The sequence below is a fragment of the Pseudomonas sp. LS_2 genome, from assembly GCF_042709235.1.
Taxonomy (GTDB): Bacteria; Pseudomonadota; Gammaproteobacteria; order Pseudomonadales; family Pseudomonadaceae; genus Aquipseudomonas.
The window spans coordinates 57794-83725 of the sequence record NZ_JAVAYC010000012.1 but is presented as its reverse complement, the minus strand read 5'-3'; the positions used below and the strand labels follow the sequence as shown (position 1 = coordinate 83725).

Sequence of the window (25932 nt, the reverse complement as noted above, 5' to 3'; positions counted from 1 at the left end):
GATCCATCGGTGAAGGGATCCGCGATTGGATGCCACGCCGCCAAACCCATGGCGGTGCAGGAATGCCGCCTTGGGGCGAGGACCCTCATCCCAGGTGCTTCAGGTACTCCCAGGGGTAGATGCCGCGGTCGTGCCCGTCACTGAACACCAACTGCATGCCGTACCCTTGCGGCTCGATGCGCACCACCCGCACGTCCTCCGCCACCAGGCTGATCGCCCCGCGCAGCCGCGCAGCCCGGCACTGCGAGCAGGGGCAGGCGCCGCGCAGGCGAGCGTGGCCGAGCACCTGGCGGGTATCGCCCCACTGCAGCACCAGCTCAGCTTCGCCAAGCAGGTTGAGCACGGCACTGGGCACCTGCATCAGGCTACCCCTTGCAACTGGGCCAAGGCGATGCGCACTGCCTTGCGCACTTCAGGGTCGCTGTCGGCTTCGGCCTCGTGCAGGGACGCCAGGGCTTGGGCATCACCCAGCTCGCCCAAGGCCAGCGCCGCCTCCTTGCGCAGGTTGGCGATGCCATGGCCGAGCAGTTCGGCCAGTGCCCCCAGCGCCTGACGATAACGCAGGCGCCCCAGCGCACGCGCCGCACGCAGGCGGACCTGCCAGTAGCTGTCGGCCAGCGCCTGTACCAGCGCTGGGCCGGCCTGGGCCTGGCCGACCTTGCCCAACGTGGTGGCGGCTTCTTCGCGTACCTGCCAGGCGGGGTCGTGCAGCGCCGCTACCAGCGCCGGCAGCACCCGGGCATCGCGGGCCAAGCCGAGGGCGCCGATGGCTGCGCGGCGTACCTCGGTATCCGGCTCGTTACCGGCCAACTGCGCCAGGGCGGGCAACGCAGGCTCGTGCTTGAGCCAGCCGAGAATACCCACCGCCTCGCGGCGTACTGCCGCGTCGGGATCGGACAGCGCCAGCACGGCTGGCTGCGCGGCCTCTTCAAGACGCAGTTCGCGCAATGCGCGCAGGGCACTGGCACGCACGAAGGCCTCGGCGTGCCCCGCCCACGGCAGAATCAGCAGGCCCGCCTCCTGGCTTTTCAGTTCGCTGAGGCTCTGGGCCGCCGCAAGGCGCACCGGCTCGACAGCATCGGCCAAGGCTGCGCACAAGGCTTGCACTACCTCGGGTTCCTCCCACGCCTCGAGCAGGCGCGCCGCCTGCGCGCGCACCTCGGCGCTGCTGTCGACCAGCAGTGCATCGGTGAGCCACGGCAGGCCTTCAGGGTCTTCCAGGTCGGCCAGCTCGATCAGCGCGATACGGCGCACGCCCGCATCGGCGGCCCCCAGGCGAGGCAACAGGTCGAGGATGTCAGGGTTGTCGGTGTGTCGTTCGGTCATAGGGCGATCCGTAGCGGTGGGTGATCGCTGTCTGGCAGGCCGAGCGGGGTCAGGCGCGGCAATTCGCGGCCTTCCTCATGACGCAGCAGGGCCAGGCAGTGACGCTTGAGGTGGGTGAATTCGGGGCTGGTCAACAGGCTAGCCCGGCGCGGACGGGTGAAGTCCAGGCGCAGGTCTTCGATGAAGCGGCCTGGGCGCGGGCTCATCACCAGGATGCGGTCGGCGAGGAACAGCGCCTCGTCGATGTCGTGGGTGACGAACACCACGGTGGTGCGGATGCGCGTCCAGATATCCAGCAGCAGCTCCTGCATGCGCGCTCGGGTCTGTGCATCCAGGGCGCCGAAGGGCTCGTCCATCAACAGTAGGCGCGGGCGGTTGATCAGCACCCTGGCGATTTCCGCACGCTGCTGCATGCCGCCCGACAACTGGCTGGGCCAGCGTTCGGCGAAGTCGGCCAGGCCCACCAGTTGCAACAGTTCATAGGCCCGGCGATGGCGCTCGGCCTTGCCCAGGCCTTGCATCTTCAGGCCGAAGGCGACGTTGTCGAGCACACTGCGCCAGGGCAGCAAGGTGTGGTGCTGGAACACCATGCCCCGCGCGGGCGACGGCCCGTCGATGGCCTGGCCATCCACCAGCAACTGGCCACTGGCTGGGGTCAGGTGGCCGGCCAAGGCACCGAGCAGGGTCGACTTGCCGCAGCCAGAAGGCCCGAGGATGCACACGAACTCCCCCGGTGCGATGGCAAAATCCAGCGTCTGCACCGCCTCGAACGCATCAGAGCCCTCGCCCAAGCGTATCGACACACCGCGTGCATCGATGCGCCCCGGCTCCGGGGCCTGTTGATAACGGCTCATCACGACGCCCTCCGTGCGCGGTACCACGGCGTAGCCAAGGCGCCCAGGCGCTTGACCAGCGCGCTGCTGCCCATGCCGAGCACGCCGATCAAAAGCATGCCGACGATAATGTCGGGGTAGTTCTGCAAGGTGTAGGACTCCCAGGTGTAGTAGCCGATGCCGAACTGCCCGGAGATCATCTCGGCGGTTACCAGGCAGAACCACGAGGTGCCCATGCCGATGGCCAGCCCTGTGACGATGCTCGGCAGCGCCCCCGGCAGCACCACCTCGCGCAGCAGCGCCCAGCGCCCGGCGCCGAGGCTGCGCGCCGAGGCCAGCAGCCGTGGGTCGACCGCTTCCACCCCATGCACGGTGTTGAGCAGGATGGGGAACAGCGCGCCGGTGAAGGTGATGAACACCATCGACAGCTCCGACGACGGGAACATCAGAATCGCCAGGGGAATCCATGCCACCGCCGGGATCGGCCGCAGCACCTCCAGCGGCGGCAGCAAGGTGTCTTCGGCCCATTTCGAGCGACCGATCAGCAGCCCCAGGGCCACCCCCAGCAAGGCCGCCGACAGGTAGCCGGCGAACACCCGCGCCAGGCTACTGCCCAGGTGCGTCAGCAGCGCACTGGACGCCAGCAGTTGCCCGCCAGCATCGAGCACCGTGCCTGGCGTGGGCACGTAGGTGAAGGCGAACAGGCCGAGGTCCAGCCTGTGGCTGGCCGCCAACTGCCAGAACAGCAGGCACGCCAGCAGCGAAGCCAGGCGCACGGGCCAACGGGCGAAGGAGCGGTTCATGAGGTTCTCCGGGCAAGGCCTGTCAGCGCTGGGCAACCAGCGTGCGGTTGGCGCCGGTGAAGTCCAGGGCTTCGCCGCCATGCGCCTTGGCGTATTGCTCGGCCTGGTCCTTGAGCAGGAAGGCCGATAGCTCGCCCTTGTCGTTACGCACGAACCACGCCTGGTTAGCCAGCAACTTGATACCGCTGTCGGCAGCCTGGGCATAGATGGCGCGGATGTCCTTGCCTTCCTGCTCGAGCTGGGCCAGGGCGCTTAGAGCAGCTTGTGGCGTGGCGTAATGGCGCACTTTGTCTTCGCCGCGCACCCAGATCTGCGCCAGGTGGCGAACGTCGCTGATCGGCTTGCCGGTCAGCGCGTCGTTGGCCTTCAGCGGCAACGGGGCGTAGTCCTTCAGTGCCTGGTCGTAGTCCTGCCCGGCCTGCTTGAAGGCGGCGCGGATGTACTGGTCATCGATGAAGGTGGCGGTGTCCAGGCCACGGTCGGTCCGCTTCAGCAGCTTGAGGGTGTCTATGGAGGTCACCACCGCCTGGCGGTACTCGGGCTTCCAGGTCAGGTCGCGGGTTTGCAAGCCGAGCGGGCCGTGGAACAGGTAGTTCACTTCGGCCTCGATGCCGGTGACTTTCTCGATCAGCTCGCTGTACTTCTCCGGCTCGGCGGCGATCAGGCGGTTGGCCTCCAGGCTGGCGCGCAGGTAGGCGGTGACCACTTCGGGATACTTCTTCGCGTATTCGGCATCGACCAGCGCGCCATGGAAGGTCGGGGCGCTGGCCTGGGAGCCGTCGAAGATCTTGCGGGCAAAGCCACGGTTGGGGAACAGCTCGGCGAACGGCACGAAGTCGGCGTGCGCCTCGATGCGGTTGCTGCGCAGGGCGGAGCCGGCGATTTCCGGGGCCTGGGCGATGATCTTCACGTCCTTGGCCGGGTCCCAGCCCTGGGCCGCGACGGCGCGCAGCAGCATGCCGTGGGCGGTGGAGGCGAATGGCACGGAAATGGTCTTGCCCTTGAGCTCGGCCAACGACTGCACGCTGGACGAGGCCGGCACCACGATGCCGTTTCCGCTGCCCTGCACGCTGCCGGAGAGCACGCTGATGAACAGGCTGCGCTTGCCCGCGTCGAGGTGGGCAACGCCGTTGAACGAGCCAGGGAAGTCGGCCATGGCGCCGAAGTCGAGCTTGCCGGCGACCATCTCGTTGGTCAGTGGCGCGCCGCTGGTGAAGTTCTTCCATTCCACCTGGTATTGCGCGTCCTTGTACTTGCCGTCGCGCGGCAGGTACTTGTCGAGCAGGCCCAGCTCGCGGATCAGCAGGCCGCCGGTGGCGCAGTTGATGGTGGTGTCCTGGGTGCCGATGGCCACGCGGATGGTTTCGGCGTTGGCGTTCAGGCCAGCGATCGCCAGCGCGAGGCCGGCCACGGTTGCTACAAGGCGCATGGGTGTTTCCCCTCGAATCGTCAAGTATTGGAATCGTCTCCGCCACGTGGTTTGGGTGGTGGGAAACGAGGGGGCTTGCGGTGTGGGCGTCCGGTGGTCGGGCCGGATGGCGGGTGTGGCTCAGCGCAGCAGGTACGGGATATCGACCTTCACCGCGCCGGTGGGGCAGTCCTTTTCGCAGGGCATGCAGTACCAGCATTCGTCGAAGGCCATGTAGGCCTTTTGCGTGGCTGGGTTGATGGCCAGCAGGTCCATGGGGCACACCTCGACGCAGACGGTGCAGCCTTTTTCGGCGATGCATTTGTCTTCGTCGATGGTGACCGGGGCGCTGCTGCGGAAAAAGATTTCCTGGGGCTGATAGGCCATTTCACGGGGTCCTTGGGGCCTTTGGCCCTCTATCTCTATAACGGTATCCAGGTCCTACAGATACAGCGTTGTCCTCGGGATCAGCGATGAACCTGTGGGAGCGGGTTCACCCGCGAACCAGGGCGCAGCCCTGGCCATGCACCGCAGTGCTTTCTTCGCGGGTAAACCCGCTCCTACAGGGCTTTGCAGCGCTCTAAGCAGCGTCGGCTTTTACCCGCAGCCGGTCGTAGGCGCTCTGCTCGTCGGCATCCAGGGCAATCAGGTACGGCTCCACCGGTTTCTTGAAACTGGTCATCTGGCCGTCGTCGCCCTTCTTCAAATGACAGTGACAGAACCACTCGCCGTCGTTGCGCTCGGGGTAGTCCACCCGGTGGTGGTACAGCCCCCAACGGCTCTCCTCGCGAAACAGCGAAGCCCGCGCGGCCATCTCGGCGCAGTCGCGAATCACCGACACCTCCATGGCACGCATCAGTTCGTGGGGGTTGCTGGCCTTCATCTGCGAAAGGTCCCGCTCGATCTCGGCGAAGCGCGCCAGGCCGATCTCCATCTTCTTGGTCACCTTCGGCGGTTGCAGGTAGTCGTTGACCATGCGTCGCAGCTTGTACTCGACCTGCGCCGGCGGCAGCCCGTGCTCGCGGTGCAGCGGGGCAAACACCCGCGCCTGCTCGCGCTCGACCTGCTCGGCATCGACCTCGGCCAACGCCCGGCCCTGCACGTACTGCGCGGCATTGACCCCGGCGAACCAGCCATAGGTGAAGGCGCCCAGCATGTAGTTGTGCGGCACAGCGGCCATGTCACCCGCTGCATACAGACCTTTCACGCTGGTCTCGGCCTTCTCGTTCACCCACACCCCCGACGCCGAGTGCCCGGAACAGAAGCCGATTTCGGAAATGTGCATCTCGACCATGTGCTGGCGGTAGTCGGTGCCGCGCCCGGCGTGGAACTGGCCGCGGCTGGGGCGTTCGTTGCTGTGCAGGATCTCTTCGATGTTCTGGATGGTTTCCTCGGCCAGGTGGTCGAGCTTGAGAAACACCGGGCCATTGCCGCCTTCGAGCTCCTGGTGGAACTCCCACATCATTTGCCCGCTCCAGTAGTCGCACTCGATGAAGCGCTCGCCCTTGCTGTTGGCGGTATAGCCACCCAGCGGGCCGGTGACGTAGGCGCAGGCCGGGCCGTTGTAGTCCTTGATCAACGGGTTGATCTGGAAGCACTCGAGGTTCGCCAGCTCCGCCCCGGCGTGGTAGGCCATGGCGTAGCCGTCGCCGGCGTTGGTGGGGTTCTCGTAGGTGCCCATCAGGTAGCCCGACGACGGCAAGCCCAGGCGGCCCGCTGCGCCGCAAGCGAGAATCACCGCCTTGGCACGCACCACGCGGAACTCGCCCGTGCGGCAGTCGAAGCCCAGCACACCGGCGGCGGCGCCTTCGTCATCCAGCAGCACGCGGGTGCACACCATGCGGTTGCTGATTTCCACCCGCGCGCGCTTGAGCTGGCGGTACAGCACCTTCTTGATGTCGTGGCCTTCAGGCATGGGCAGCACGTAGGCGCCCATGTGGTGAACCTTCTTTACCGCGTAGTCGCCGGTTTCGTCCTTCTCGAACTTCACGCCCCAGCGGTCGAGCTGCTCGATGGTCTCGAAGCTGTGGGTGGCATAGGCATGCACGGCGGCCTGGTTGACGATGCCGTCGTTGGCCACGGTGATTTCCTTGGTGTACTGCTCGGGCGTGGCGTGGCCGGGGATGATGGCGTTGTTCAGGCCATCCATGCCCATGCTGATGGCGCCGCTGCGCTTGACGTTGGCTTTGTCGAGCAGCAACACGCGCAGGGTCTTGTCGTGCTCCTTGGCCTTGATCGCGGCCATGGGCCCGGCGGTGCCGCCGCCGATGACGATGATGTCGTAGTCCTGGGTCTGGATGCTCATGGCTTGGGCCCTTTCTGGCGGTCGATGCGCAGGCGGTACTGGAAGGCGTCGCCGCGGTAGTACAGGTGTTCGAAGTCCAGCGGGGTGCCGTCGGCGGTGTGGGTAAGGCGTTCGATGCGCATGATCGGCGCGCCCTCTTCCACTTCCAGGGCCTGGGTCAGGTCGCTGTCGGCGAGCACTGCGTCGATGGCGAGGTCAGCGTGGCCCAGGGCGATGCCGCAGTCGTTTTCCAGCAGCAGGAAGATGTCGCGGGTGACCAGGTCGGCTTTTTCCAACTTCTCGCCGACCGCCTTGGGTAGCCAGGTGAGCTCCAGCGATACCGGCTCACGGTTTATCAGGCGCACCCGGCGAATCTCGGTTACCAGGCTGCCCTCCTCTACCTGCAACCGCGCCGCCACCAATGCGCTGGCCGGTACATGGCGGAAACTGCGCAGGCGGTTGAGCACTTCGTAGCCCATCTGCGTCATCGACTCGGCCAGCCCTTGCAGGGTGCTGACGTTCTGGAACGCCTTGGGCTTGGCGACGAAGGTGCCTTTGCCATGAATCTTGAAGATCAGCCCTTCCTTCTGCAGGTCGCCCAGCGCCTGGCGCACGGTGATGCGGCTGACCGAAAACGCCTTGCCTAGCTCGCTTTCCGATGGCATGCGGCTGTGCGGCGGGTAAGTGCCGTCGAGAATGCGCTCGCGCAGCACAGCCTTGAGCTGGGTGTAGAGCGGTACCGGGGAAAGGGGGAGCAATTCGGCCATGGGTCTCGTTCGCTGTCGGTGACTTGTTATAACAAGTTGTGACCTGAGATTAGCGAGCATAAGAGGCGGTAGGGAAATACCGATATTGCATATGGATAGATGCAGGAGATTTGGCTGTATTTACCTTCGGCACTGCGGCGCCTGCTTCGCGGGTAAACCCGCTCCCACAGGATCCCACCGCTCTAAAGGGCTGTGGAAATCCTGTGGGAGCGGGTTTACCCGCGAAGCAGGCGCCGCGAAAGTCCCTGTAATGAGTAAAAACAGCCACAGATCAAGGCGATGGACGCCACAAGCACAGATCGGTATGATTGCCCACCGTTGCACTCGTAGCTCAGCTGGATAGAGTACTGCCCTCCGAAGGCAGGGGTCGTGGGTTCGAATCCCGCCGAGTGCGCCATCTTCCCTAAGTGCTTGTCAGGCATGAAAATACTGACGATCACTGCTCCGGAATCGCTGGTGTGACACTGAGTGGTGCTCGTAGGTGGGGCATCGCAGAGGTGCGAACCCATGCCAGCACAGCCCGCTTATATCACCCGGAACCGTCACGGAACCTTCTACTTCCGTATCGTCGTTCCGCTGCCTTTGCGCAGCGCATTGGGCTTCCAGCGAGAAATTCGGCGCTCCCTCAAAACAGACAGCCAGCGGCTGGCGCTTCGCCGTGCTCGACAGTTCGCCGCCCGCTATGAGGCTGCCTTTGACAAGGTGCTTACTATGGTTGAGCGCGACGATTACCAAATCACAGACGAAGATATCGAAGCCTGGGCGGCTGAGATTGAGGGAGCTGGCAGCTCGGAGCCGTGGGGATCGTGGAGCAGTCCCTCAACGGAGCAGCCCGAGCAGTCGGACTCACCTATTACCGATGCAGAACGCCGCGAAGACGACGAGCAGCAGCGACGGGCATTGATTGCAAAAGTGCTCACCGGAAGCAGCAAGCGGACGATCCCTAACCATCAGCAGGAGCTTGCGGGACAGCTCTTCGACTTCGGTCGAAGCCTGCCCTATCGGCTCTTTGCGAAACTGCTTCCGGAGCGGCTCAAGGCGCTGGCGCTTGAACAAGGGCGAGCAAACACACCACAACCGGTCAACACGGCGCGCCCAGCAGAACCAGCCGGCCCTACGCTGTATGAGCTGTGGAGCCTTCAGTGGGAATCCGAATCAAAACTGGCCTTAGCCTCCAACAAGAAGCCAAAGCCGGTGCGCACTAAAAACGCAGAGCGCGCGCACGCCTGCCGTCTCAACATCCTGAGCGGAAATAAGCCAATCAGCCAGCTTAGCCTGGACGACTTCAATGATATCTATCTGCGAATTTCCCAGATCAAAGTTAGTCCTGGCAAAAAGCTACCCGACCCAAGCGCGCCGATTGACTCAATTCTGGCTCAGGCGGGAGAGCGAAGAATCGAGCCGGCGACAGCTGACAAGATCGCTATTCGATTGGGGGTGCTACACAAGTTCGCTCATAAGCGAGGGCTGACCACGATCCGCCAGACCTACCCGATAAACCCAGCTTTGACCAAAAGCAATCGGGAGCCGAACCGCAGGAGCGCGCCTTCACGAAGAGTGATCTTGAATCAATTTTCAGCGGTTGGCTTTACACAGGCTTGAAGGTGAATCATCGGCAGAAGGTATTTCCGTACCAGTTCTGGCTACCGCTTCTCGCCCTCTACACTGGTGGGCGGCTAAACGAGCTTTGTCAGCTTGATACCGAGGACATAAGGGAAGTCAGCGGTATATGGACAGTGACCATAGTGGACGACCCGACTGAAAGTCCCTTGCCTAAATCAGTCAAGAACGACTCCAGCCGAAGAGTCTTACCTCTCCATACGGCGCTACTCAAAGCCGGTTTTCTTGACTTCTGGAAGCAGGCAGTTGCTGAGGGGCGTAGGAAGCTATTTTCAGACGGACTGGTATTCAACATTCAGAAAGGCTGGGGCGGAATCGCTACGCATTTCTTTTGCCGCATGCCGACTGGGAGTACGCCCACTGGAGGCTACCTCTTCAACGTGGGAGTGCGGAAACGTAACGATGATGGGAGGACGGACGGCAAAAACTTCCACAGCTTCCGTCACACATTCGTCGATCTGGCCCGAGACGCCGGGGCGGAAACCTATCTGGTCATGCCAGACCTGACTGGTCACTCTCGTAAGAAGTCCGAAGGCCAGTGGGTCGACTACGGTAACGGCTTCTCACTTGAGAAGAAGCAGCTGGCTATCGAGAGCCTGCCGTTCCCTTTCGATCTATCCAACGTGACCTATGCGGATTTCGAAAGGCGGCTGGGTTCCTATCTCGAAACGTGGATCACACGCCATCGAAAGGAACATGGGCTAAACCAAGCGGAATAGCTCTAGTTGATTAGTCACGCAGACCCGCCTGCACATGTGCGTTCGGCCTGACCAGTCCTTAGGGGCAGACTAGGCCGGAACGCTCCTTGGTCATGACAGGCAGAAGTCGCATTCAGCCTGATATGCTCGGGACTTCGTTGAGTTGATAACTGGATAGCTAAGATGGGTTTTATCCCGAGCTGTGACCACAGAGAAGATGCGATCATATCGCTGTCGCAAATCTATGCGGTTCCCGTAGGTGAAATTGAGAGGGTTCTTAACGCTTCAGAAGTGCGAGAAATCGCCGAGGTGTATTCTGAAATTGATTCGCCTGGATTCCACTTCGTGGTTTGTCACCTGCTTAAAGCTTCTCCTTGCACAGACATTACCCATGCTTATTACTACCATTCGACAAGCTACGATGGCAGCCCTTCATGGTTTGAAGAAGGGCTCCTAGGCTCGTCACAAGGTGTGGAGCGCTTTCTAGACAAGATCACCGAGTGGCTACCACCTGACAAGCAGCTACTTGCGAAGCAGTCGGCTATGAGAATCGTGCAGCTCCGCAGCGAGTATGAAGGCTCCAAAGCCGAAATGTGTGGCCCATACGCATGGAACACCTTCACCGCCGCCAGCTCTAGCCCAAGCGGTATTCGTTATCGGGTTCCAGAGGCTATACAGGATCTTTGGTCTCCCAGCTTTTGCGGTAACGGAGGTTTAGTCGATCTGAAAGGAATTATCGAAGAGCGACTAAAACCTGTAGTTGTTAAGTTCAAGGGAAAGACTTCGAACATTGATGACTACTGCGCCACCCTATGGGCCTATTTACTATCAGATGAGGGTGAATGCCACCTTAGGCATACCTTTAGAGGTAATGGACTCGCTATACCGCGAGAAGACATCGCTGCGCTGATGGACGTCACTCATGATTGCCTGAGCGAAGCCTCTACTACGCCAGTAGAGGTCTAAGGAGCCGTCGACTCTCGATGAAGGCTTGAGGGCATCTGAAAAGTTGAGTTAGTCCGGTCAGGTGCTAGCTCAAAAAGTACACCTTCTGAGCCCTTCTGATTGCGGCGAGCATCGGCCGAACAATGGGGCTCTCACGATGGATCAGAAGTGTTGATTTTCATTGAGCCACACCTCATAATCTGATCCAGCTTTATGAGCCCATCAGGTGGAACAATGTCAGCAATCCTCGCCTACTCCCGTGTAAGTACCGATGGTCAATCAATCGAAGCCCAGAGGCACGCTATCAGCCAACGCTACAACGTGGCCAAGTGGTTTAGCGATGAAGCCACTAGCGGAGCGACCAAGGCGCTTGACCGAAACGGCTTCAAAGAGCTGCACAAATACGCCCGGGAAGGTGACACCGTTGTAGTTGCTGCCGTTGACCGGCTCGGACGCAATACCATTGACGTGCTTGAAACCGTTGAAGCCCTAAAAGCCAAGGGAGTATCAGTTGTTTCTTTGCGAGAAGGCTTTGACCTTTCCAGCGATGTTGGAAAGATGATGCTGACTATGTTGGCTGCCGTTGCAGAGCTGGAACGGGCCAACATCAAGGCTCGTCAGATGGCAGGAATAAACCGGGCAAAGGATGAAGGGCGCAAGCTGGGGGCGCCTAAAAGAATTAATGATGCAGAAGTAGCCGCCTGGAGAAGAAGCAACGCAGCCACTATCAGCGCAACAGCAGCAGAGTTTTCAATCTCAACTGCTGCGGTCAAGCGCGCCTGCCAGAAGTTCCAGCATATGGACGACCAGCAACTCCAGCCAGCAAGCTAGACGCGAAACACAACACACGATAAAATTTTGGCGCTGATTTTTTTGATCAGCGCCATCAACCAAAAACATGCGAGGTAACCCTATCGAAGAGCCGAATTCATACACCGTTACTTAGGAGTAACAAATGCACAACCTAGTAGAAGCTGCCCGCAAGTTCATGCAATACGACAACGGCAGTTATTCCCGCCTAGCTGACCACCTCAATAACATCGCCCACGCTCCGACGGTTCACGTTGGACAAAAGACGCCGCTTACCACCTCTGCCGGACTCACGGCATCAAATCCAATCGCCCTTGTAAGAATCAGCCTGCTGCCGGATGCGCTCAACGCGCCAGAACTCGGCAGAGCATCATTAACGCAACGCTTGAAGCCTTGTCCAGAAAGGGCCAAACCATTCATGACATCGCCCCGGTACAGCTCAAGAACATCGTCATGCTGTCCCGCTCCCCGCTCTACAACGTGCGCAACAACTGGCACGAACTCTCGAACGAGCTAAACGCCCTGGCCGGTCTCCCGAAAGCGCTCCGCATCATCGAGGACTGACCAGCCATGAGCCGCAAGACAAAGCCAGACATTGAGGCTCAGGCCGTGATCCTGCGCGAAGCTGGTTACTCGTGCCCGGCAATAGCAGCCCAACTTGACCTATCCCTCTCGACCACCAAGCGGATACTCAAGCGGCGAGGCGCTGTTGCTGGCGCTGCAACCGAAGCCCTCATTGAGCAAGCGCGGCAGAACATGCTCAATGCCGCCTTTGATTTGGAAACGGTGCAAGGGCAAGCCGCAGCGCTAGCCCTGAAGGACATCGCCCTTGCCCGACTGATCAGGGAAAAGACGGTGGAAACGCTCGAAGCGCTCGACCCCAGCACCAGCACGCCCTATCAGATGATGCGCACGACCGTAGCAGCGGCAACGGCCCTCGACCTTACGCAGAAGGTCAGCCGTCGCGCCCTACCTCTTGAAAGGCTGGCAGAGGCTACCCACGTTGAGCAGCTTTCCGAGCTACGCATTCGGATCATGACCGATGAGGACGTTCGGGTAATGCGAGAGCAGCAACGCAGGGAGGCAGCAGAACGCATCACGGGCAATCCCCTACTGAATGAGCGAAGCCCCGAGGACGATGAGGTGGTGGAGCTGGTGCACGAGTAGCGAGACACCGACCCGACACCGGGCCGAACCTGACACCACAGGCCCGGTTGTCAAAACCCTAGAAGAACGAAGATGACTCGACCCCATAGCGCTTTCTGCGGACGACCCGAAATTGAAAATCGGGCAGAGGGAAGAGCACAACGAGAATTGGACAGATGCAGCACATTACGACCCGAGAGCTAAGCCCGGTTGAGATAGAGGCTTTTAAGCAGCGCCTGATCGAAGAAGCTGAGGAATCGCGGCGAGCCCAGCTTCAAGACCGACGACGAATGGAAACGATGTTTGACGGTTTCAGGGACTGTGAGCCGGTAGACGAAGAGCTAGAAGCCGAACTGGCGGCGTTAGATAGCCTGCTGCCTGATATTCAGGTTCGAAAGGAAGGCAGCCGGGCGGTAGCAAAACCAGCCTCGCAGGAAGAGCACGAGCCAAGCTTTTTGCCAGTAAACGCTTCTAAGCCCAAAGATTGGGGAGCCTTCTCCTCCCTCGATTCAGGCAGCAGAAAGCGCTCTCTTGCAAAAAAATCTGCTGAGCCAGCGACTGCCCCATCTGGAGTAGATGCAAAAAGTAGCAAGCGACGCGCCGGCTCCATACGACTCTCAAACGCCCATAAAGCGGGGCTTCTAGCGAATTTCCAAGGCATGCGGGAGCGAAACGTAGCAGCTATTAGCGAACTAGACCCAGACCTTGACCATGAGCAGATAGCTCAGATTGAAGCCAAGATCAGTTTCATCGACCAAGTGGCTCAGTCATACGCAGGGAAAGACTCCGGCAAGCTGGCTGACTGGTCGAAGCATGTGCCGGCAGAAATCAAACAGTTCTTCCGGCTGCTCTGGCTGGCACGCCAACCTGACGCAGTTGCCGTGACCATTCGCCTAGATCATCGCACAGCGACAAAGGCGCTCGATGCGAAGCGAGGCCCGGCTAACCACCTTGCAGCGATCATCCAGCGAACGCTAGCAACACTGGGGATCAGCACTGACCTCGCCTTCAATCTGGAGTACACACACGGCGCCAGCACTGAGAACCACCCGCTTCACTTACACGGGATTGTGCGCATCCCGGTTGACCGCATCGAAGAGGTTAGGCTGACGCTCAGGTCGGCACTTGCTGAGGGATACCGGCAACGCTTCAACAACCTAGCCGTCCATATCGAGGCAATCAGCAATCCACGGTGGTGGGCTGGGTACTGCACCAAGGAGCACAAAATATCCGCCGACATCCTCAAGAAGGCCCGGGGGAAGCGTACGGTTCCGGACTACGCCAGCGACTCGGCGAGAGATGGCGGTAAAACGCTCTACGAGCGCGTAGGAGAGCTTTTCAGCGATGAAAGCTGGTCACGTAGCACTTGCCCTTTACATCGCGCTTAGCGGGCTCCCAGGAGCGAGCGCGGACGATCAGAGACCATCCTTCTCGGGCGATGACTTGAGGATCGACGAAGACGGGCCGGAGCAAGACAAACTGTACGACGAAGACGACCAGCTATACGACGAAGCAGACGACTATGAAGACCATGAGGACGGGGAGGAATGAAAAGAGCCAGCGGATTAGTCAAAGTAACTAACCGCTGACTTAATTACGAGCTTGGACAGCGTAAATTATACAACGCCAGCCCGAGTTTAGGCAGATTTAAATATCTCCTGCCCCGGAGGCTTGACAAAATGCGGGCAAAGATCAGAAACAATTAAAAGAATGCGCAAGGCCATAATAAACATTCAAGTATGAAAGAAATAAAACAGGACTAGCTTTATGCCCTCAAAACCTTCAAGCCTAGACTTAGCAGAGCGCATTTTTTTTGAGGAGCATGCTCGCTACCCCAGGTATAGAATCCACTATTTCATCCCGCACTACAGAGAAGACTGCGAATCCCCATCGATATTTATGGCGTACTGGCCAGGAATACTATTCTCGGCTGATTTGATAGAGCTCTCACTGATATTGCCGTTTGATATTAGAGAGCTAAAATCAAAACGAGAGAGCATCGCAGTATCGAGGGCTATTGGAATTACCTCTCCCACTATCAACCCCATAACTATTGAGTCACTGGCAGAAAATGCTTTAGCCTTCAACGCGATTGCCTATAAGTGCATTCTTTCAAATGACAGAACCTATGAAGCAGTGGCCGACTTCATGCAGAAAAGCGGAGAAGGCTGGCTTCACATTTCAACATCAAGTAGTGCTGACAAAGAAACCAGTGCAACAAGCATAGAACGTTTCTGCATCCATATCGCCCAACAAACCAATCGACTATTAGAGTCCGGTGAGATTGATACAATCTTCTCTGACTCAGTACATGAATTACTTAACCCTAAGCGCCCACCATGGAAAAGACTTATCTTCCCAGGATACGCTCATGGAATTACTCGACCAAATGAGTTAATTGCAGCCTCACTTAATTCAGAGATAAACCTAGAAAAGCCTTTAAGGCCAGATCACCCCAATGATTATATATCTGCAGTAACTAAATCATGTAAAGCTGTTTTCGGCTTGCGAAGAAAGTTAGCAACAGACGCTCCGTTTGAGAATGACCTCTGCCTAACCACAGAGCCAATAATCTGGAACTTATACAAGGCCAACGTAGACAGAGAGCTATTCGAAAACATACCAGAGAGCAAAGAGATCGTTACCGCCTTGCGCCGCTTTGTTAAGGCAATTAGAAAGCCTGGCGGATACACTAAAATTCACATGGCCGAAAGCGAAGAAAGCTTTGAAGAGCTACTTAAAAATGAATCAGTACGAGCCTTCATGAGAAGCTATCGATTGGAGCTCCGAACATACAGCGCTTGCCTATCAATCCTTAACGCCTCCAGCATTACACCTACGCTCAGAATAGAGTCGAGGATCAATGGTATAAAAGGGGGCCTTGTAAATTTGGCAGCATGCGTCAGGGGTAGTAATCCTCACGTTAAATTCAAAGCATGCAAACTCGCGCTGACCATACAAAATAAAATGGAATCATTATTAGCGCCTGAGCATAGAAAGCTAATAGACAACTCCACCCCAGAATTCTCGGGAGTTACTTTATTTGGAGACATCCCTCTTGAATGGTTTCCCGTTCGAGGGCTACCACTCACGCTGAGGTGCGACGTAAGCCGAATTTCTGCAACGCCAGGAAATCTTAGCCTGCAGCAATGCTTACGAAGCCAATATACAAGCATCGCGCTGAAAGATTTTGAAGAAATATTAATAATCAGATCCTTCGACAAGAAGGACAAGATAAGAAACGTATTAGAAAACGCACTTTACAAACTATCCACCACACACAAAGATTACCCAAAATACAAATTTGTCGATGTTGAAAACGCCGAACAATTTGCCAGCGCTGTTAATGAGTTTGAAGGCGCATTGATGATATTCGACGGGCATGGCGCTCTAACTGACAGCACCGGTGTAGGTTCTATAGTTGTAGGTGGAAAGGCGCTTGACGTTTGGGAACTACGAAATTCTATAAGAATGCCACCGATTGTCCTGCTAAGCGCCTGCGATACGCTCCCCATTGATGGAGGGCATGGGTCGTCTGCTAACGGGATGCTAGCAATGGGCGCGGTCACAGTATTAGGCACGGTGTTACCCGTTGACTCCATACGATCTGCAATATTTATTGGTCGCTTGCTGCATCGAATACAAGAGTTCTTGCCAATTGTAGTTAATCGATCTAGCTATATGCCTTGGCGCTCATTTATTAGCGGAATGCTTAGAATGACATTTTGCACCGAGCTCGTCATATCCCTGATCGAAGACGCCAAAATAATATCTTTCGATGACTATCCAAAAATCCAAATGAGAGCAAATGTCGCGATTAACGCTTTAGACCCAAACTGGTACGAAGAAATTATATCTGAAATTTGCAGCTGCTCAGGCTTAGAAAGAAGTATCATTCTAGAGAAATGTCGATTCTGGGGCTCACTTGTCGACTCACTTAAATACATCCAACTCGGCAGACCTGAAAAAATCAGGCTCAGATCAAAGAGCCTTAATGAAGCCATTGAAACACTAATGCAAAGCAAATCAGTTCCGCTGGATTCAATACCCACCATGCAGGCATACCCAAGCTTATTTCATCACTCAGATCAGTTTGGCTATCGGCAAACTTAGCGCCTGTACTTGAGCATCAAAAAGGGTCGCATAAAGCGGCCCTTTTTACACCCTTCGATGCAAAGACAATAGTAATCCCGCCGAAAGCACATATAGATTGCGCCGGGATAGCAACGCCGAGAGAACCAACAATAGATACAACCCAAACCAAACGTACGGGAAGAAGACTCCTGGCGTTAGACCGCTATCCTCCGGAATGAGCAGCCTAAGAGACTTGACCACAAGCTCCCCTGAAAAGGTATTAGCGATCATCCATTCCCCATCCTGGCAATACTTTCCCTCGAAGCTCAGCCCTTCGCCTTAGGGTCATAGTAACTTTCCTCTCGACAAAGCCAATCAGTAGTCCCCCCGGCCCACATAACCCAATTCGCAAAGAGAAACCAAAACAGCAGAGAAGCATATCTTGCCATCTTCATTACGTAGCCTTACTCACACGCGCCAGACTGAAGCCTGTTCAGAAATTTCTTTGAAATAGGAGTCTTCCATTTTTCCTGAGAAACAAGCCGTAGCTCCGTAGCGCCATCCTCAGTTTTAGTGCCGAGAACTATGTCAGATGGAAGCGATGCGCCAAAGAAGCCCGGGAAGGAATACCTGACGACGAAACTGTCGTCATACGCATCGTACTGACCATCCACAAGCCATCCGGTGCCACAGTACGGATGGGCCTTCATTCCTTCATAAGCCTGCCTGACCGGCATATCTACGACGATGACTTGGTAGGGTTCCCGATGCTCCATCGGCTGACCAGCACACCCGGCAAGCGCTATACCCCCTATGCTCCCCAGTAGTAACAACCTCACGCTCATCAATGCTCTTCTACCTTCCAGTGCTTTTCTGTGATTCGGCGAGTGAAGACATTTAGCCACCTCGACGCGGAGCGCTAATCATAGTATGTAGAATCATGGTATGCATACGCTGACATTAGGCAAATGCCCGTCAAACCTCAGCAATGCGCCCTTGTCACCGTCTTCGCCGCCAATGTGCGGCGTAGGCGCCTTGAGCTCGGCCTCTCGCAAGAAGAGCTAGCCGAAGCAGCCGGTGTGCATCGTACCTATGTGGGGATGCTGGAGCGGGGGGAGAAGAACGTGACGATTTACAACATCGAGCGCATTGCCATTGCCCTCGGCGTAAGACCTTCAGCCCTTCTTGAGGGTGATCCAAGCTAGTCGCTTTGATAACTATGCGCTGGTTGGCTACATACGAATGGAGTCGAGAATGACTGAATATAAAGAATTTCAAGTCGGTCTTGAGAAGGATCACTTAGCAAAAATTAGCCGAGCCACCCCGGTGTCGGCATTAGCTGAGCTAGTTTGGAATGCTCTCGATGCCGATGCATTTAATATTGAGATTTATCTCAATAGCAATGATTTAGGTCTGTATGAAATAGTAATCAGAGACGATGGTCATGGCATTCCTTATCCTCAAAGCGAAAAGCTTTTTGGTTACTTGGGGGGCTCATGGAAGGCTAGCAACAAGCAGTCGCCACTAGGGCGATACTTGCATGGCCAGGAAGGGCAAGGAAGGTTCAAATCGTTCTCGGTAGGTCGAGTTGTAGAATGGATCACCACCTATAAAGATGGCGACAACTACAAGTCCTATACGATGCTTGGCACAGCAGAAAACCCTAAGAAAGTCCGCTGCACAAATGAAGTCGCTGCCGAAAGAAAGAAAACCGGTACAACCGTTAAGATTACCGAGCCACATAAAGAATTTCGACTTTCAAACAAAAAAACGCTTGAAAGCTTGTCCTCCATATTTGCGATTTATCTTTCAAAGTATCCAGGGATAAAGATTTCCGTCGATGGACAAGAAGTCGATCCAGAGTCTCAGATAGAGCAGAGAAAGGAGATCGATCTTGATCCTGTAATGTTCAAGGAGAACCTATACCCCTATGAGCTTGAGCTTATAGAGTGGAAAAGCTCTGACTCAAATGAGTTCTTCTTGTGCAACGAGAATGGCTTCCCGTTAATGCCGATTGATAAGCGCGTGCGCGGCGCAAACGGCATTAATTATTCTGCTTACTTGAAATCGGAGCACCTTAGTCAACTCAATAAATCCGGCCTTCTTGGGCTTGGCGATTTGGAAGAGTCGCTGAGAACCGCAGTTGATCGTGCAGTTGTCGCAATAAAAGACTATTTCATAAAGAGAAAACTTGAAAAATCTTCTGACAAAATCAGAAAGTGGAAGGAGGAAAAAGTATATCCATATAGCGGGGACGCATTCACTCCTGTTGACATGGCCGAAAGGCAAGTATTTGATATCTTAGCGCTAAATGTCAGCGAGCAACTTTCTGAATTCGAGAAGCAAGATATAAGCTCCAAGAAATTTCAGCTAAGGCTTCTTAAGCAAATAGTTGAGCAGAGTCCGAAAGAGCTTCAAAAAATAATGAATGAAGTTCTAGATCTCTCGACTGAAAAACAGCGGGAGCTTGCTGAGCTTTTAGAAGAAACCTCAATCTCCGCCATAATTTCCGCATCCAAACTAATTTCCGATAGGCTTAAATTTATCTCTGGACTTGAAGAAATAATTTTTCAAACGGAAATGAAGCAGGCGCTGAAGGAAAGAAGCCAGCTACATAAAATATTGGCGGAGAATACATGGATATTCGGAGATGAATTCTCGCTTTCAGTGAGCGATAAATCCCTGACAGAGGTGCTCAGAAAGCACCTTGGAGCATCAAATAGTAAGCTGGCCATTGATGAGCCAGTTAAGCGAATAGACGGCACCGTTGGCATCATAGACTTGATGCTAACAAAGAGCATTCCTTGCAATCATGCAGATGAGCGTGAGCATCTTGTTGTTGAGCTAAAGGCTCCAAAAGTTCCAATTGGTCATGAAGAGACCACACAAATTAAATCTTATGCCTTTGCCGTACACAAAGATGAAAGATTCAAGCATCTGAAAACTCGCTGGCATTTTTGGATTATTTCTAATGACGTCACAGAACATACTGCAATAGAACTAAAAGCTGACAGGACAGGCAAAGGAATACTTTATCAAACGGACGAAATAACTATCTGGGTCAAGACTTGGGCGCAAGTAATTCAAGAGTGCAAGCACAGGCTCGATTTTGTTAGGCAGCAACTGAATATAACTCTGGACAGCTCTAGTGGCTTGGACTATTTGCGTGAAAAGTACTCTGAATATACTCAGGGAGTGATTGTGGAAGTTGAGGCTGAGACTGAGGCTGAAGCCGTGGAATGACGCCGGACGAGGTAGCCCAGGGTGATTGCCTTCGTGGGTATACCATGTGAAGCTGTAGTGAGACATCAACCACTCCCACGAGAGTGATCCACTCAGCTAGCGCGAAGCTAGAAGGCCGGCAAAAAAGGCGCTTCTCAGGTCGTGGGTTCGAATCCCGCCGAGTGCGCCATCTTCGTTTCTTCATTTGAAACACAAGAAACCCGACGCTTTCGCCTATGCGAAACCGTCGGGTTTGTCGTTCCTGGGCCTTGAGAAACAACCAGGCTCAACGCCCGGTGCTGTCCCCCCAACGCTGCATCAGGGTATTGGAAGGCAAGCTTTCATCCAGCAACTTGCGCGCCGTCTCCACCCCTGCGACCGGCAGCCCTTCGGGGTTCAGCAGGCCAATTTGCACCAACACGCTGGCTTGGTCCCAGTAGATGTGCTCGTGGTACAGCTTGTCGCCACGGAACTTCACCACCCCCAGCATGGGAATTTCCACGGCCTTGCCGGTCGGCGCGACGTTGGGCAGCAGCCAGTCGATTTCCGTGGTGTGGGTGAAGCACAGGATGAACTCGTCGACGATCTGCAATGCGCCAATGGTGCGGGAGATGGGGATCAGCTTCATGTCCGGCGGGTTGCCGTGCACGAAATGGTGCTGGTAGAAGCGGCTCAACTCCTTGGCACCGACGCCGCCGGTCATGGTCGGGATATGGTTGACGTAGGGCTGGGCGACCATGGTCGCCATGGTGGCCGGCACGTCGCGGGTGTCGAACTCGTGCTTGATGTGCTCTTCCCACAGCGCCGACAGGTTGAAGTGCGGGCCGATCTCGCGCTTGAGCGCGGCGATGCTGCGCTCGTGGGCCATCAGCGAGGCGGATTTATCGAAGTGCGGGCTGCCAGCGCGGGCGAAGGCGTGGTCGGCGCCCTGGTAGAGGTACAGCTCGACCTTGTCGTTGCCCGCCAGGTGCTGGCCGATCTGCCCGCGAGCAGCGGCGTCGCAATACACATCGTTCTCGGCCATGTGCAGCACGAAACGGCCCTTGAGGTGCTCGGCCTCGCTCAGCAACTGCTCGATACCCATGCCGTAGTAGCCCACCGAACACGCCGCCTGGGTGCGGGTAGCGGTGAGCCAGGCGAGCTTGCCGCCCAGGCAGAAGCCTACGTAACCCTGGCGCTCGCCTTGCACCTCGGGCAGCGCACGCAGGGCGGCGAAGCTGGCGTCGATGTCTTGCACGGCAAGGTCCACGTCCAGGCGCTGGAACAGGTCGATGGCCACCGCGAAATCTTCCTCGGTGTAGCCCAGCTCCAGGCCGGGTTGCAGGCGCCAGAACAGGTCGGGCACCAGGGCCACATAGCCTTCCTCGGCATAGAAGTCGGCCACGGCACGCATGTTGGCGTTGACCCCGAAAATCTCCTGGCCAATCACCACCCCCGGGCCTTTGCCGCTGGCGGGCAAGGCGAGGTAGCCGCTGAAGGTTGCAGTGCTGTCGGGTGCCTGAATCTGGATGGTCTTGCCCATTGGGTTCTACCTCATCGGTTGCAAGGGTTATTGGCTGTCACGGAATTGTTCGAACCACACACGCGGAGACACGCCCCGGTCAGGCCCGAGAATCGAGAAACCACCGTCTACCGGCACATCGATGCCGGTCATCCAGCTGGCGCCGGGGCTGCACAGGAAGGCCACCACGCTGCCGATTTCCTCGCCCCGGCCTACGCGGCCCAGCGGGTGGAACGGTGCGCCGACGCGGTCGGCAAGCGCCGGGTCGTTGCCGCTGAAGTCGGCCACGCTGGGCGACCAGGTCCAGGCGGGCGACACACTGAGCACGCGAATGCCCTGGGGCGCCAGGCTGACGGCGAGGTTCTTGGTCAGTTGCAGGATGCCGGCCTTGGAAGCCGGGTACAGCGCGCGCCCGGCGGCGCCGAACTTGCCGCCGGTGCTGCCGATGTTGATGACCACGCCATCGGCCGGCAGGTGCGCCACGGCTTGCTGGGTAAAGATGGCCGCCGACACCAGGTTCACGTTCAGGGTCTGCAACCATTGCGCGCGGCTGGAGGCCAGGCCTTGGTCGGCATACAGGCAGGCGTTGTTGACCAGGATGTCGAGGCGCCCGAAACGCGCCAGGGTGGCGTCGATGCAGCACTGGATATCCTCGTCGCGCTCCACGTCGCAGGCGCTGAACGCACAGTGCTCGCCGAGCGCCTGGGCCAGCGCCACGCCGCTTTCGGCATTGCGCCCCACCAGCATCACCCGGGCACCGGCCGCCAGGAGCTGGCGAGCGATGTCCAGGCCCAGCCCCTGCGTGCTGCCGGTGACGATTGCCACTTTGCCTTCGAGCATCATGCTGCTTCCTCCAATGCCTGGTTCACTTCGCAGATACGCGCGATCAACGCCATGCTGGCCAGGGACGCTCGGTGCGCGTCGGCGTCGGCGCAGGCGCAGGCATCGGCGGCCACCGTCACCTCGAAGCCGCAGTCCACGGCATGGCGCACCGTGCTTTCCACCACCGAGTGGGTGGCCACACCGGCGATCAGCAGGCGCTTGCTGTGGAACTGGCGCACCAGTTGCTCCAAGGGCGATCCGTAGAACGCGTTGATGCGCTGGTGGGTAACGCTGAATTCATTGCTGCTCGCCAATGGCGCCAGGTCGCTGAAGAACTCGGCGCCCCAGCTGCCCTCCTGCACCGCGCCGATACGCGCGACGTTGCGCAGGATCGGCGCGTTCTGCTGCAAGTCGGCGTAATCCGGGCGGAACGCAACGCGCACATGAACGATCGGCCAGCCCCGCGCCCTGGCGCCGGCCAGCAGGCGCCCGGCGGCATCGAGCAACGCTGTGCGCGCCGCATCCTCGGCGCCCAGCCCGACGCGGATCTTGCCGTCGGGGTGCAACACGTCATTCTGGTAATGCAGGGCAATGACCACCGGCGCCGCCATCAGACGAACACCTCGAGGTTGGCGAACACGTCGTTGCAGTTGATCAGGTCCACGCGCTTGAGCTGGATCTTCCAACCGCCGCCGTCCTGGGCGGCCAGCTTGTAGGTGTAGCGCCCGGCCAGTTGGCGTTGCTCCAGGCGCCACTCGCTGAGCTGGAAGGTTGCGCTGACCACCAGCAAGCCCTGGGCATCGAGCCCCTCGATCATCACGTTGCCGACCAGATGGGCGGTTTGGGTTTGCGGCTGCTGCGACCAGTTGCGCGCATTCTCCACACGGCGGATGCGCACCTCGCGCAGCATGCGGTTCTCCCAGAACAGCGAGATATGGTCGAAGGGGTTTTCCTGCTCGTGTTTTTGCGGCACCCAGTACATGCCGGTGTCGGTGAACAGCTTGTCCCACGCCCAGAAGCGCCGCTCATCGAGCAGGCGCGCTTCGCGGTAGAGGAACTGCTCCAGGTCGCGCTGCGTGTCACGGGGCACGTTGACCGCAGTGAGCGTGCGGGTGTCGACGTCGATTCGGCGGTCAAGCAGCATGGGTGCTCTCCTTGGCGATCAGGGTGGCGGTCATGAAGTGCTTCCAGGCAGCGAACTGGTTGCGCATGGGCAACTCGCTGGTGCCGTTGGTGGAGACGGCGCCGTCTTCCAGGGTGAGGTCGGTGCCGACGTAGCGGTGCATGCTGATCCAGTCACCTCCGCGGGTCATGTTGCCCTCCTGGCAGCGGGCGTAGACCTCGACGTCGTCGGGCATCACGTTGGAGGATGGCGAGTTGATGACGTTGGCGTAGGTCAGGGCGCGGTCGAACACCGCATCCGGTGCGCCTTTGCAGCGGAAGGTCTGGATCTCGACCATGGTCTGGTCCACGGCAATCGGGCGGATCACGCGGAACTGCATGAACACCGTGTGCGGCGAGCCGCTGCCGTAGATCACCGTGTTGTGGCGGTTCATGCCGAGGATTTCCCGGGCACGCTCTTCGCCGTAGGCCTGGGTCAGGCAGTCGAAGTGCGCACGGGAAACCTCATCGCGCTCGGCGGCGGCGGGGTCGAAGATCGCCTCCATGTAGCCGTGGCCATTGTGGTAGGCGCGCAGCTCGAGTTTTTCCCAGAAGTCGTAGGGCTCGCCGTTGCCATCCATGATCAGCAGTTCGAACGGCATTTCGCCGATGGCTTGGGCCTCTTCACGCGCAGCGTCTACCGACGATTCGTGGGTGACGCGGGCGTGCATGGTGTCGTGCAGGTTCTCGTAGAACACCTTCCAGTTCGAACGCTGCTGCACGCGGAAGATACCGCCGGCCACTTCCACCTCGCCCACCGGCGAGCGGTCGCAGAGGTTGTCGATGGAGGTGATCACCCCGCCCAGGAAGCTTTTCAGGTCTGGGCCATAGGCCGCTTGGCTGGCGAACACGAAGCCGCGGTAGGTTTCCACGCGGGCCACGCTGACCATCGAGAAGTCGGCGTGCTTGGGGTCGTAGCAGGTGCCTTCGAAGCCGCTTTTCAACGGAGCCGAGAGGTGCTGGCCGTCGAGCTTGAAGGTCCAGGCGTGGTACGGGCAGCGGAAGAACTTGCCGACGCTGCCGTCACCGTCGGCCACAAGCTTCGCGCCCTTGTGCGGGCAGCGGTTGTACAGCACGTTCACCTGCTTGTCGGCGCCGCGCACCATGACGACGTCCTGATCGCCAATGCGCGTGGTGTGGTAGTCGCCGGGGTTCTTCACCTGGCTCTCGTGGCCGACGTAGATCCAGGCATAACCGTAGATGCGCTCCATCTCCAGCTTGAACAGCACGGGGTCGGTGTAGACGCTTTTATGCACGCTGTCCTCGCGGATCAAGGCAGCGATTTGCTCATTGGTAGGCTCTTTTGTAGAAAACACGGGCTTTCCTCGGCGGGTTACAGGTCGAGCACCAGCAGCGGGCCGCTGGCACGAGAAACGCAGGTGCAGAAGCTGCCTGCATCGCGGTCGCGTGCAGACAGGCAGATATCGCGGTGGTCGGCCTCGCCTTCGAGCACCTGGGCCACGCACACGCCGCAGTCACCGCGGCGACAGTCGAACATCGGGTCCAGGCCGGCCTCGAGCATGGCGTCCAGCACGGTCTGGCCGGCGGCCACTTGCAGGCTCACGCCGCTGCCTTGCAGGCGCACTTCGAAGGCTTGGTCGCCGGCTTCTTCAAGGGCGCCGTTGAACAGCTCGAAATGCAGGTGATCCTCCGCCCAGCCCAGTTCGCGGGCGCACGCCAGCACGCTGCTGAGCATGGCGGCGGGGCCGCAGATGTACAGGTGCAGGCCGGGGCGCGGGCTGGCCAGCACCTGGCTGGCTGGGAAGCGCCGCTGCGGGTCGCCGCCACTGATCCAGCAGTGGGCGTCGGGGTAGTCGCGGGCTTCTGCCAGGTAGGCCATGTGCGCGGCATCGCGGCCGGCGTAGTGCAGGCTGAAGGCCTTGCCCTCGGCTTGCAGGGCGCGGGCCATGCCGAGCATGGGTGTGATGCCGATGCCACCGGCGATCAGCAGCAGGTGATCGGCTTCATCGCACAGGGGGAAATGGTTTTTCGGCACATCTGCAGTGACCGTATCGCCTGCCTTGAGCGAGTGCACCCAGCGTGAGCCGCCAGTGCCAGTCTCTTCCAACTGCACGGCGATTTCGTAGTGCCCGGTGCCCGGCAGGTTGACCAGGGAATAGGCCCGGCGTTGGGGCCGCTCACCGGGGACGTGCAGTTCCAGATGAGCGCCAGCGGTGAAAGCTGGCAAGGGTTGGGCGGCGTCGCCCACCAGCAGCAGGCGGCGGATTCTGGGGGTCAGGGCTTCGACCTGTTGCACCCGGAGAGAGAGGCTGGGCATACGTGATTCCTGTGTGAATACGTAGCCACTTTATGAACTGGTCCTTTGGTGAAATAGCCGCAAACGGCAAACTTCTATCCGCAAATGGCGAGTTTTTTGGGGCGATGGAAGTAGCTGTTCTTTGCAGGATATAAAGCCACCGCAACCCCTGTGGGAGCGGGTTTACCCGCGAAGAAGGCACCGCGGTAGATGGCACCGGCTACGCCGGTGTTCGCGGGTAAACCCGCTCCTACA

The 25932-nt window shown here is 58.3% G+C and carries 24 protein-coding genes and 1 tRNA gene; 10 read left to right on the top strand and 15 right to left on the bottom strand.

The window, feature by feature from the left end; all coding sequences use genetic code 11:
• Window positions 1–85 precede the first annotated feature (85 nt).
• The 8 genes from RAC97_RS13410 to RAC97_RS13375 all read right to left on the bottom strand — a co-directional run bounded on the left by RAC97_RS13410 (window position 86) and on the right by RAC97_RS13375 (window position 7421).
• A complete protein-coding gene (locus tag RAC97_RS13410) occupies window positions 86–361 on the bottom strand; it encodes a gamma-butyrobetaine hydroxylase-like domain-containing protein (RefSeq protein ID WP_375098939.1) in 276 nt (91 codons plus the stop codon).
• Complete coding sequence (locus RAC97_RS13405; protein WP_375098940.1) at window positions 361–1326, bottom strand: HEAT repeat domain-containing protein; 966 nt, start codon at window positions 1324–1326, stop codon at window positions 361–363. Before RAC97_RS13405 ends, RAC97_RS13410 begins: the two co-directional genes overlap by 1 nt.
• Window positions 1323–2180: an ABC transporter ATP-binding protein gene (locus RAC97_RS13400; protein ID WP_375098941.1), complete on the bottom strand. Its 858-nt coding sequence runs from the start codon at window positions 2178–2180 to the stop codon at window positions 1323–1325. The genes RAC97_RS13405 and RAC97_RS13400 overlap by 4 nt, the downstream gene beginning before the upstream one ends.
• Complete coding sequence (locus RAC97_RS13395) at window positions 2180–2962, bottom strand: ABC transporter permease (protein WP_375098942.1); 783 nt, start codon at window positions 2960–2962, stop codon at window positions 2180–2182. Before RAC97_RS13395 ends, RAC97_RS13400 begins: the two co-directional genes overlap by 1 nt.
• A gap of 22 nt (window positions 2963–2984) precedes the next feature.
• Window positions 2985–4391: an ABC transporter substrate-binding protein gene (locus RAC97_RS13390; protein ID WP_375098943.1), complete on the bottom strand. Its 1407-nt coding sequence runs from the start codon at window positions 4389–4391 to the stop codon at window positions 2985–2987.
• A gap of 120 nt (window positions 4392–4511) precedes the next feature.
• Complete coding sequence (locus RAC97_RS13385) at window positions 4512–4757, bottom strand: ferredoxin family protein (RefSeq protein ID WP_008096634.1); 246 nt, start codon at window positions 4755–4757, stop codon at window positions 4512–4514.
• A 193-nt stretch (window positions 4758–4950) separates the two neighbouring features.
• Entirely contained in the window at window positions 4951–6675 is a 1725-nt protein-coding gene (locus RAC97_RS13380) for a fumarate reductase/succinate dehydrogenase flavoprotein subunit (RefSeq protein WP_375098944.1), read from the bottom strand.
• A complete protein-coding gene (locus RAC97_RS13375; protein WP_375098945.1) occupies window positions 6672–7421 on the bottom strand; it encodes a GntR family transcriptional regulator in 750 nt (249 codons plus the stop codon). The genes RAC97_RS13380 and RAC97_RS13375 overlap by 4 nt, the downstream gene beginning before the upstream one ends.
• Before the next feature lie 320 nt (window positions 7422–7741).
• Here RAC97_RS13375 and RAC97_RS13370 point away from each other — a divergent pair.
• From RAC97_RS13370 to RAC97_RS13335, 8 genes are all read left to right on the top strand, one after another.
• Window positions 7742–7818 (top strand) — tRNA-Arg (locus tag RAC97_RS13370).
• 110 nt (window positions 7819–7928) lie between these two features.
• Window positions 7929–9023 (top strand): DUF6538 domain-containing protein, encoded by a 1095-nt coding sequence (locus tag RAC97_RS13365; RefSeq protein ID WP_375098946.1) that lies wholly within the window; start codon window positions 7929–7931, stop codon window positions 9021–9023.
• Between the two features lie 2 nt (window positions 9024–9025).
• The gene (locus RAC97_RS13360; RefSeq protein WP_375098947.1) at window positions 9026–9760 is read left to right on the top strand and encodes a site-specific integrase; all 735 of its coding nucleotides are present in this window, start codon (window positions 9026–9028) and stop codon (window positions 9758–9760) included.
• Between the two features lie 162 nt (window positions 9761–9922).
• On the top strand, window positions 9923–10705 hold the full coding sequence (locus RAC97_RS13355; protein WP_375098948.1) for a hypothetical protein: 783 nt from the start codon (window positions 9923–9925) through the stop codon (window positions 10703–10705).
• 213 nt (window positions 10706–10918) lie between these two features.
• Window positions 10919–11515 carry a recombinase family protein gene (locus RAC97_RS13350; protein WP_209450924.1) on the top strand — a complete coding sequence of 199 codons (597 nt, stop codon included), beginning with the start codon at window positions 10919–10921 and terminating at the stop codon, window positions 11513–11515.
• Between the two features lie 549 nt (window positions 11516–12064).
• The gene (locus tag RAC97_RS13345) at window positions 12065–12661 is read left to right on the top strand and encodes a helix-turn-helix domain-containing protein (RefSeq protein ID WP_375098949.1); all 597 of its coding nucleotides are present in this window, start codon (window positions 12065–12067) and stop codon (window positions 12659–12661) included.
• A gap of 155 nt (window positions 12662–12816) precedes the next feature.
• Window positions 12817–14028 carry a hypothetical protein gene (locus RAC97_RS13340; RefSeq protein WP_375098950.1) on the top strand — a complete coding sequence of 404 codons (1212 nt, stop codon included), beginning with the start codon at window positions 12817–12819 and terminating at the stop codon, window positions 14026–14028.
• Between the two features lie 379 nt (window positions 14029–14407).
• The gene (locus RAC97_RS13335) at window positions 14408–16753 is read left to right on the top strand and encodes a hypothetical protein (protein WP_375098951.1); all 2346 of its coding nucleotides are present in this window, start codon (window positions 14408–14410) and stop codon (window positions 16751–16753) included.
• Window positions 16754–17178: 425 nt separating this feature from the next.
• Here the strand turns inward: RAC97_RS13335 and RAC97_RS13330 are convergent, their stop codons facing one another.
• On the bottom strand, window positions 17179–17559 hold the full coding sequence (locus RAC97_RS13330; protein WP_375098952.1) for a hypothetical protein: 381 nt from the start codon (window positions 17557–17559) through the stop codon (window positions 17179–17181).
• A gap of 123 nt (window positions 17560–17682) precedes the next feature.
• On the opposite strand from RAC97_RS13330, the gene RAC97_RS13325 reads away from it, so the two are divergent.
• Window positions 17683–17919, top strand: coding sequence for a helix-turn-helix domain-containing protein (locus tag RAC97_RS13325; protein WP_375098953.1), 237 nt, complete (start codon window positions 17683–17685; stop codon window positions 17917–17919).
• A 49-nt stretch (window positions 17920–17968) separates the two neighbouring features.
• Window positions 17969–19957: an ATP-binding protein gene (locus tag RAC97_RS13320; protein WP_375098954.1), complete on the top strand. Its 1989-nt coding sequence runs from the start codon at window positions 17969–17971 to the stop codon at window positions 19955–19957.
• Between the two features lie 265 nt (window positions 19958–20222).
• Here the strand turns inward: RAC97_RS13320 and RAC97_RS13315 are convergent, their stop codons facing one another.
• The 6 genes from RAC97_RS13315 to RAC97_RS13290 are packed head-to-tail and all read right to left on the bottom strand — an operon-like array spanning window position 20223 to window position 25698.
• The gene (locus tag RAC97_RS13315; protein WP_375098955.1) at window positions 20223–21458 is read right to left on the bottom strand and encodes a dienelactone hydrolase family protein; all 1236 of its coding nucleotides are present in this window, start codon (window positions 21456–21458) and stop codon (window positions 20223–20225) included.
• A 27-nt stretch (window positions 21459–21485) separates the two neighbouring features.
• Window positions 21486–22277, bottom strand: coding sequence for an SDR family oxidoreductase (locus tag RAC97_RS13310; protein WP_375098956.1), 792 nt, complete (start codon window positions 22275–22277; stop codon window positions 21486–21488).
• Window positions 22277–22870, bottom strand: coding sequence for a cysteine hydrolase (locus RAC97_RS13305; protein WP_375098957.1), 594 nt, complete (start codon window positions 22868–22870; stop codon window positions 22277–22279). The genes RAC97_RS13310 and RAC97_RS13305 overlap by 1 nt, the downstream gene beginning before the upstream one ends.
• Window positions 22870–23403 carry an aromatic-ring-hydroxylating dioxygenase subunit beta gene (locus RAC97_RS13300; protein ID WP_375098958.1) on the bottom strand — a complete coding sequence of 178 codons (534 nt, stop codon included), beginning with the start codon at window positions 23401–23403 and terminating at the stop codon, window positions 22870–22872. Before RAC97_RS13300 ends, RAC97_RS13305 begins: the two co-directional genes overlap by 1 nt.
• Complete coding sequence (locus tag RAC97_RS13295) at window positions 23393–24736, bottom strand: aromatic ring-hydroxylating dioxygenase subunit alpha (RefSeq protein WP_375098959.1); 1344 nt, start codon at window positions 24734–24736, stop codon at window positions 23393–23395. Before RAC97_RS13295 ends, RAC97_RS13300 begins: the two co-directional genes overlap by 11 nt.
• Before the next feature lie 17 nt (window positions 24737–24753).
• Window positions 24754–25698: a PDR/VanB family oxidoreductase gene (locus RAC97_RS13290; RefSeq protein ID WP_375098960.1), complete on the bottom strand. Its 945-nt coding sequence runs from the start codon at window positions 25696–25698 to the stop codon at window positions 24754–24756.
• Between the last annotated feature and the right edge of the window lie 234 nt (window positions 25699–25932).

Bases quoted from the DNA above. Each gene is read 5' to 3' on its own strand.
- RAC97_RS13330 (WP_375098952.1), bottom strand. From the start codon at position 17,559: ATGAGCGTGAGGTTGTTACTACTGGGGAGCATAGGGGGTATAGCGCTT.
- RAC97_RS13395 (WP_375098942.1), bottom strand. From the start codon at position 2,962: ATGAACCGCTCCTTCGCCCGTTGGCCCGTGCGCCTGGCTTCGCTGCTG.
- RAC97_RS13300 (WP_375098958.1), bottom strand. From the start codon at position 23,403: ATGCTGCTTGACCGCCGAATCGACGTCGACACCCGCACGCTCACTGCG.
- RAC97_RS13290 (WP_375098960.1), bottom strand. From the start codon at position 25,698: ATGCCCAGCCTCTCTCTCCGGGTGCAACAGGTCGAAGCCCTGACCCCC.
- RAC97_RS13380 (WP_375098944.1), bottom strand. From the start codon at position 6,675: ATGAGCATCCAGACCCAGGACTACGACATCATCGTCATCGGCGGCGGC.
- RAC97_RS13375 (WP_375098945.1), bottom strand. From the start codon at position 7,421: ATGGCCGAATTGCTCCCCCTTTCCCCGGTACCGCTCTACACCCAGCTC.
- RAC97_RS13310 (WP_375098956.1), bottom strand. From the start codon at position 22,277: ATGCTCGAAGGCAAAGTGGCAATCGTCACCGGCAGCACGCAGGGGCTG.
- RAC97_RS13390 (WP_375098943.1), bottom strand. From the start codon at position 4,391: ATGCGCCTTGTAGCAACCGTGGCCGGCCTCGCGCTGGCGATCGCTGGC.
- RAC97_RS13320 (WP_375098954.1), top strand. From the start codon at position 17,969: ATGACTGAATATAAAGAATTTCAAGTCGGTCTTGAGAAGGATCACTTA.
- RAC97_RS13315 (WP_375098955.1), bottom strand. From the start codon at position 21,458: ATGGGCAAGACCATCCAGATTCAGGCACCCGACAGCACTGCAACCTTC.
- RAC97_RS13385 (WP_008096634.1), bottom strand. From the start codon at position 4,757: ATGGCCTATCAGCCCCAGGAAATCTTTTTCCGCAGCAGCGCCCCGGTC.
- RAC97_RS13365 (WP_375098946.1), top strand. From the start codon at position 7,929: ATGCCAGCACAGCCCGCTTATATCACCCGGAACCGTCACGGAACCTTC.
- RAC97_RS13350 (WP_209450924.1), top strand. From the start codon at position 10,919: ATGTCAGCAATCCTCGCCTACTCCCGTGTAAGTACCGATGGTCAATCA.
- RAC97_RS13345 (WP_375098949.1), top strand. From the start codon at position 12,065: ATGAGCCGCAAGACAAAGCCAGACATTGAGGCTCAGGCCGTGATCCTG.
- RAC97_RS13355 (WP_375098948.1), top strand. From the start codon at position 9,923: ATGGGTTTTATCCCGAGCTGTGACCACAGAGAAGATGCGATCATATCG.
- RAC97_RS13400 (WP_375098941.1), bottom strand. From the start codon at position 2,180: ATGAGCCGTTATCAACAGGCCCCGGAGCCGGGGCGCATCGATGCACGC.
- RAC97_RS13335 (WP_375098951.1), top strand. From the start codon at position 14,408: ATGCCCTCAAAACCTTCAAGCCTAGACTTAGCAGAGCGCATTTTTTTT.
- RAC97_RS13410 (WP_375098939.1), bottom strand. From the start codon at position 361: ATGCAGGTGCCCAGTGCCGTGCTCAACCTGCTTGGCGAAGCTGAGCTG.
- RAC97_RS13325 (WP_375098953.1), top strand. From the start codon at position 17,683: ATGCCCGTCAAACCTCAGCAATGCGCCCTTGTCACCGTCTTCGCCGCC.
- RAC97_RS13340 (WP_375098950.1), top strand. From the start codon at position 12,817: ATGCAGCACATTACGACCCGAGAGCTAAGCCCGGTTGAGATAGAGGCT.
- RAC97_RS13305 (WP_375098957.1), bottom strand. From the start codon at position 22,870: ATGGCGGCGCCGGTGGTCATTGCCCTGCATTACCAGAATGACGTGTTG.
- RAC97_RS13405 (WP_375098940.1), bottom strand. From the start codon at position 1,326: ATGACCGAACGACACACCGACAACCCTGACATCCTCGACCTGTTGCCT.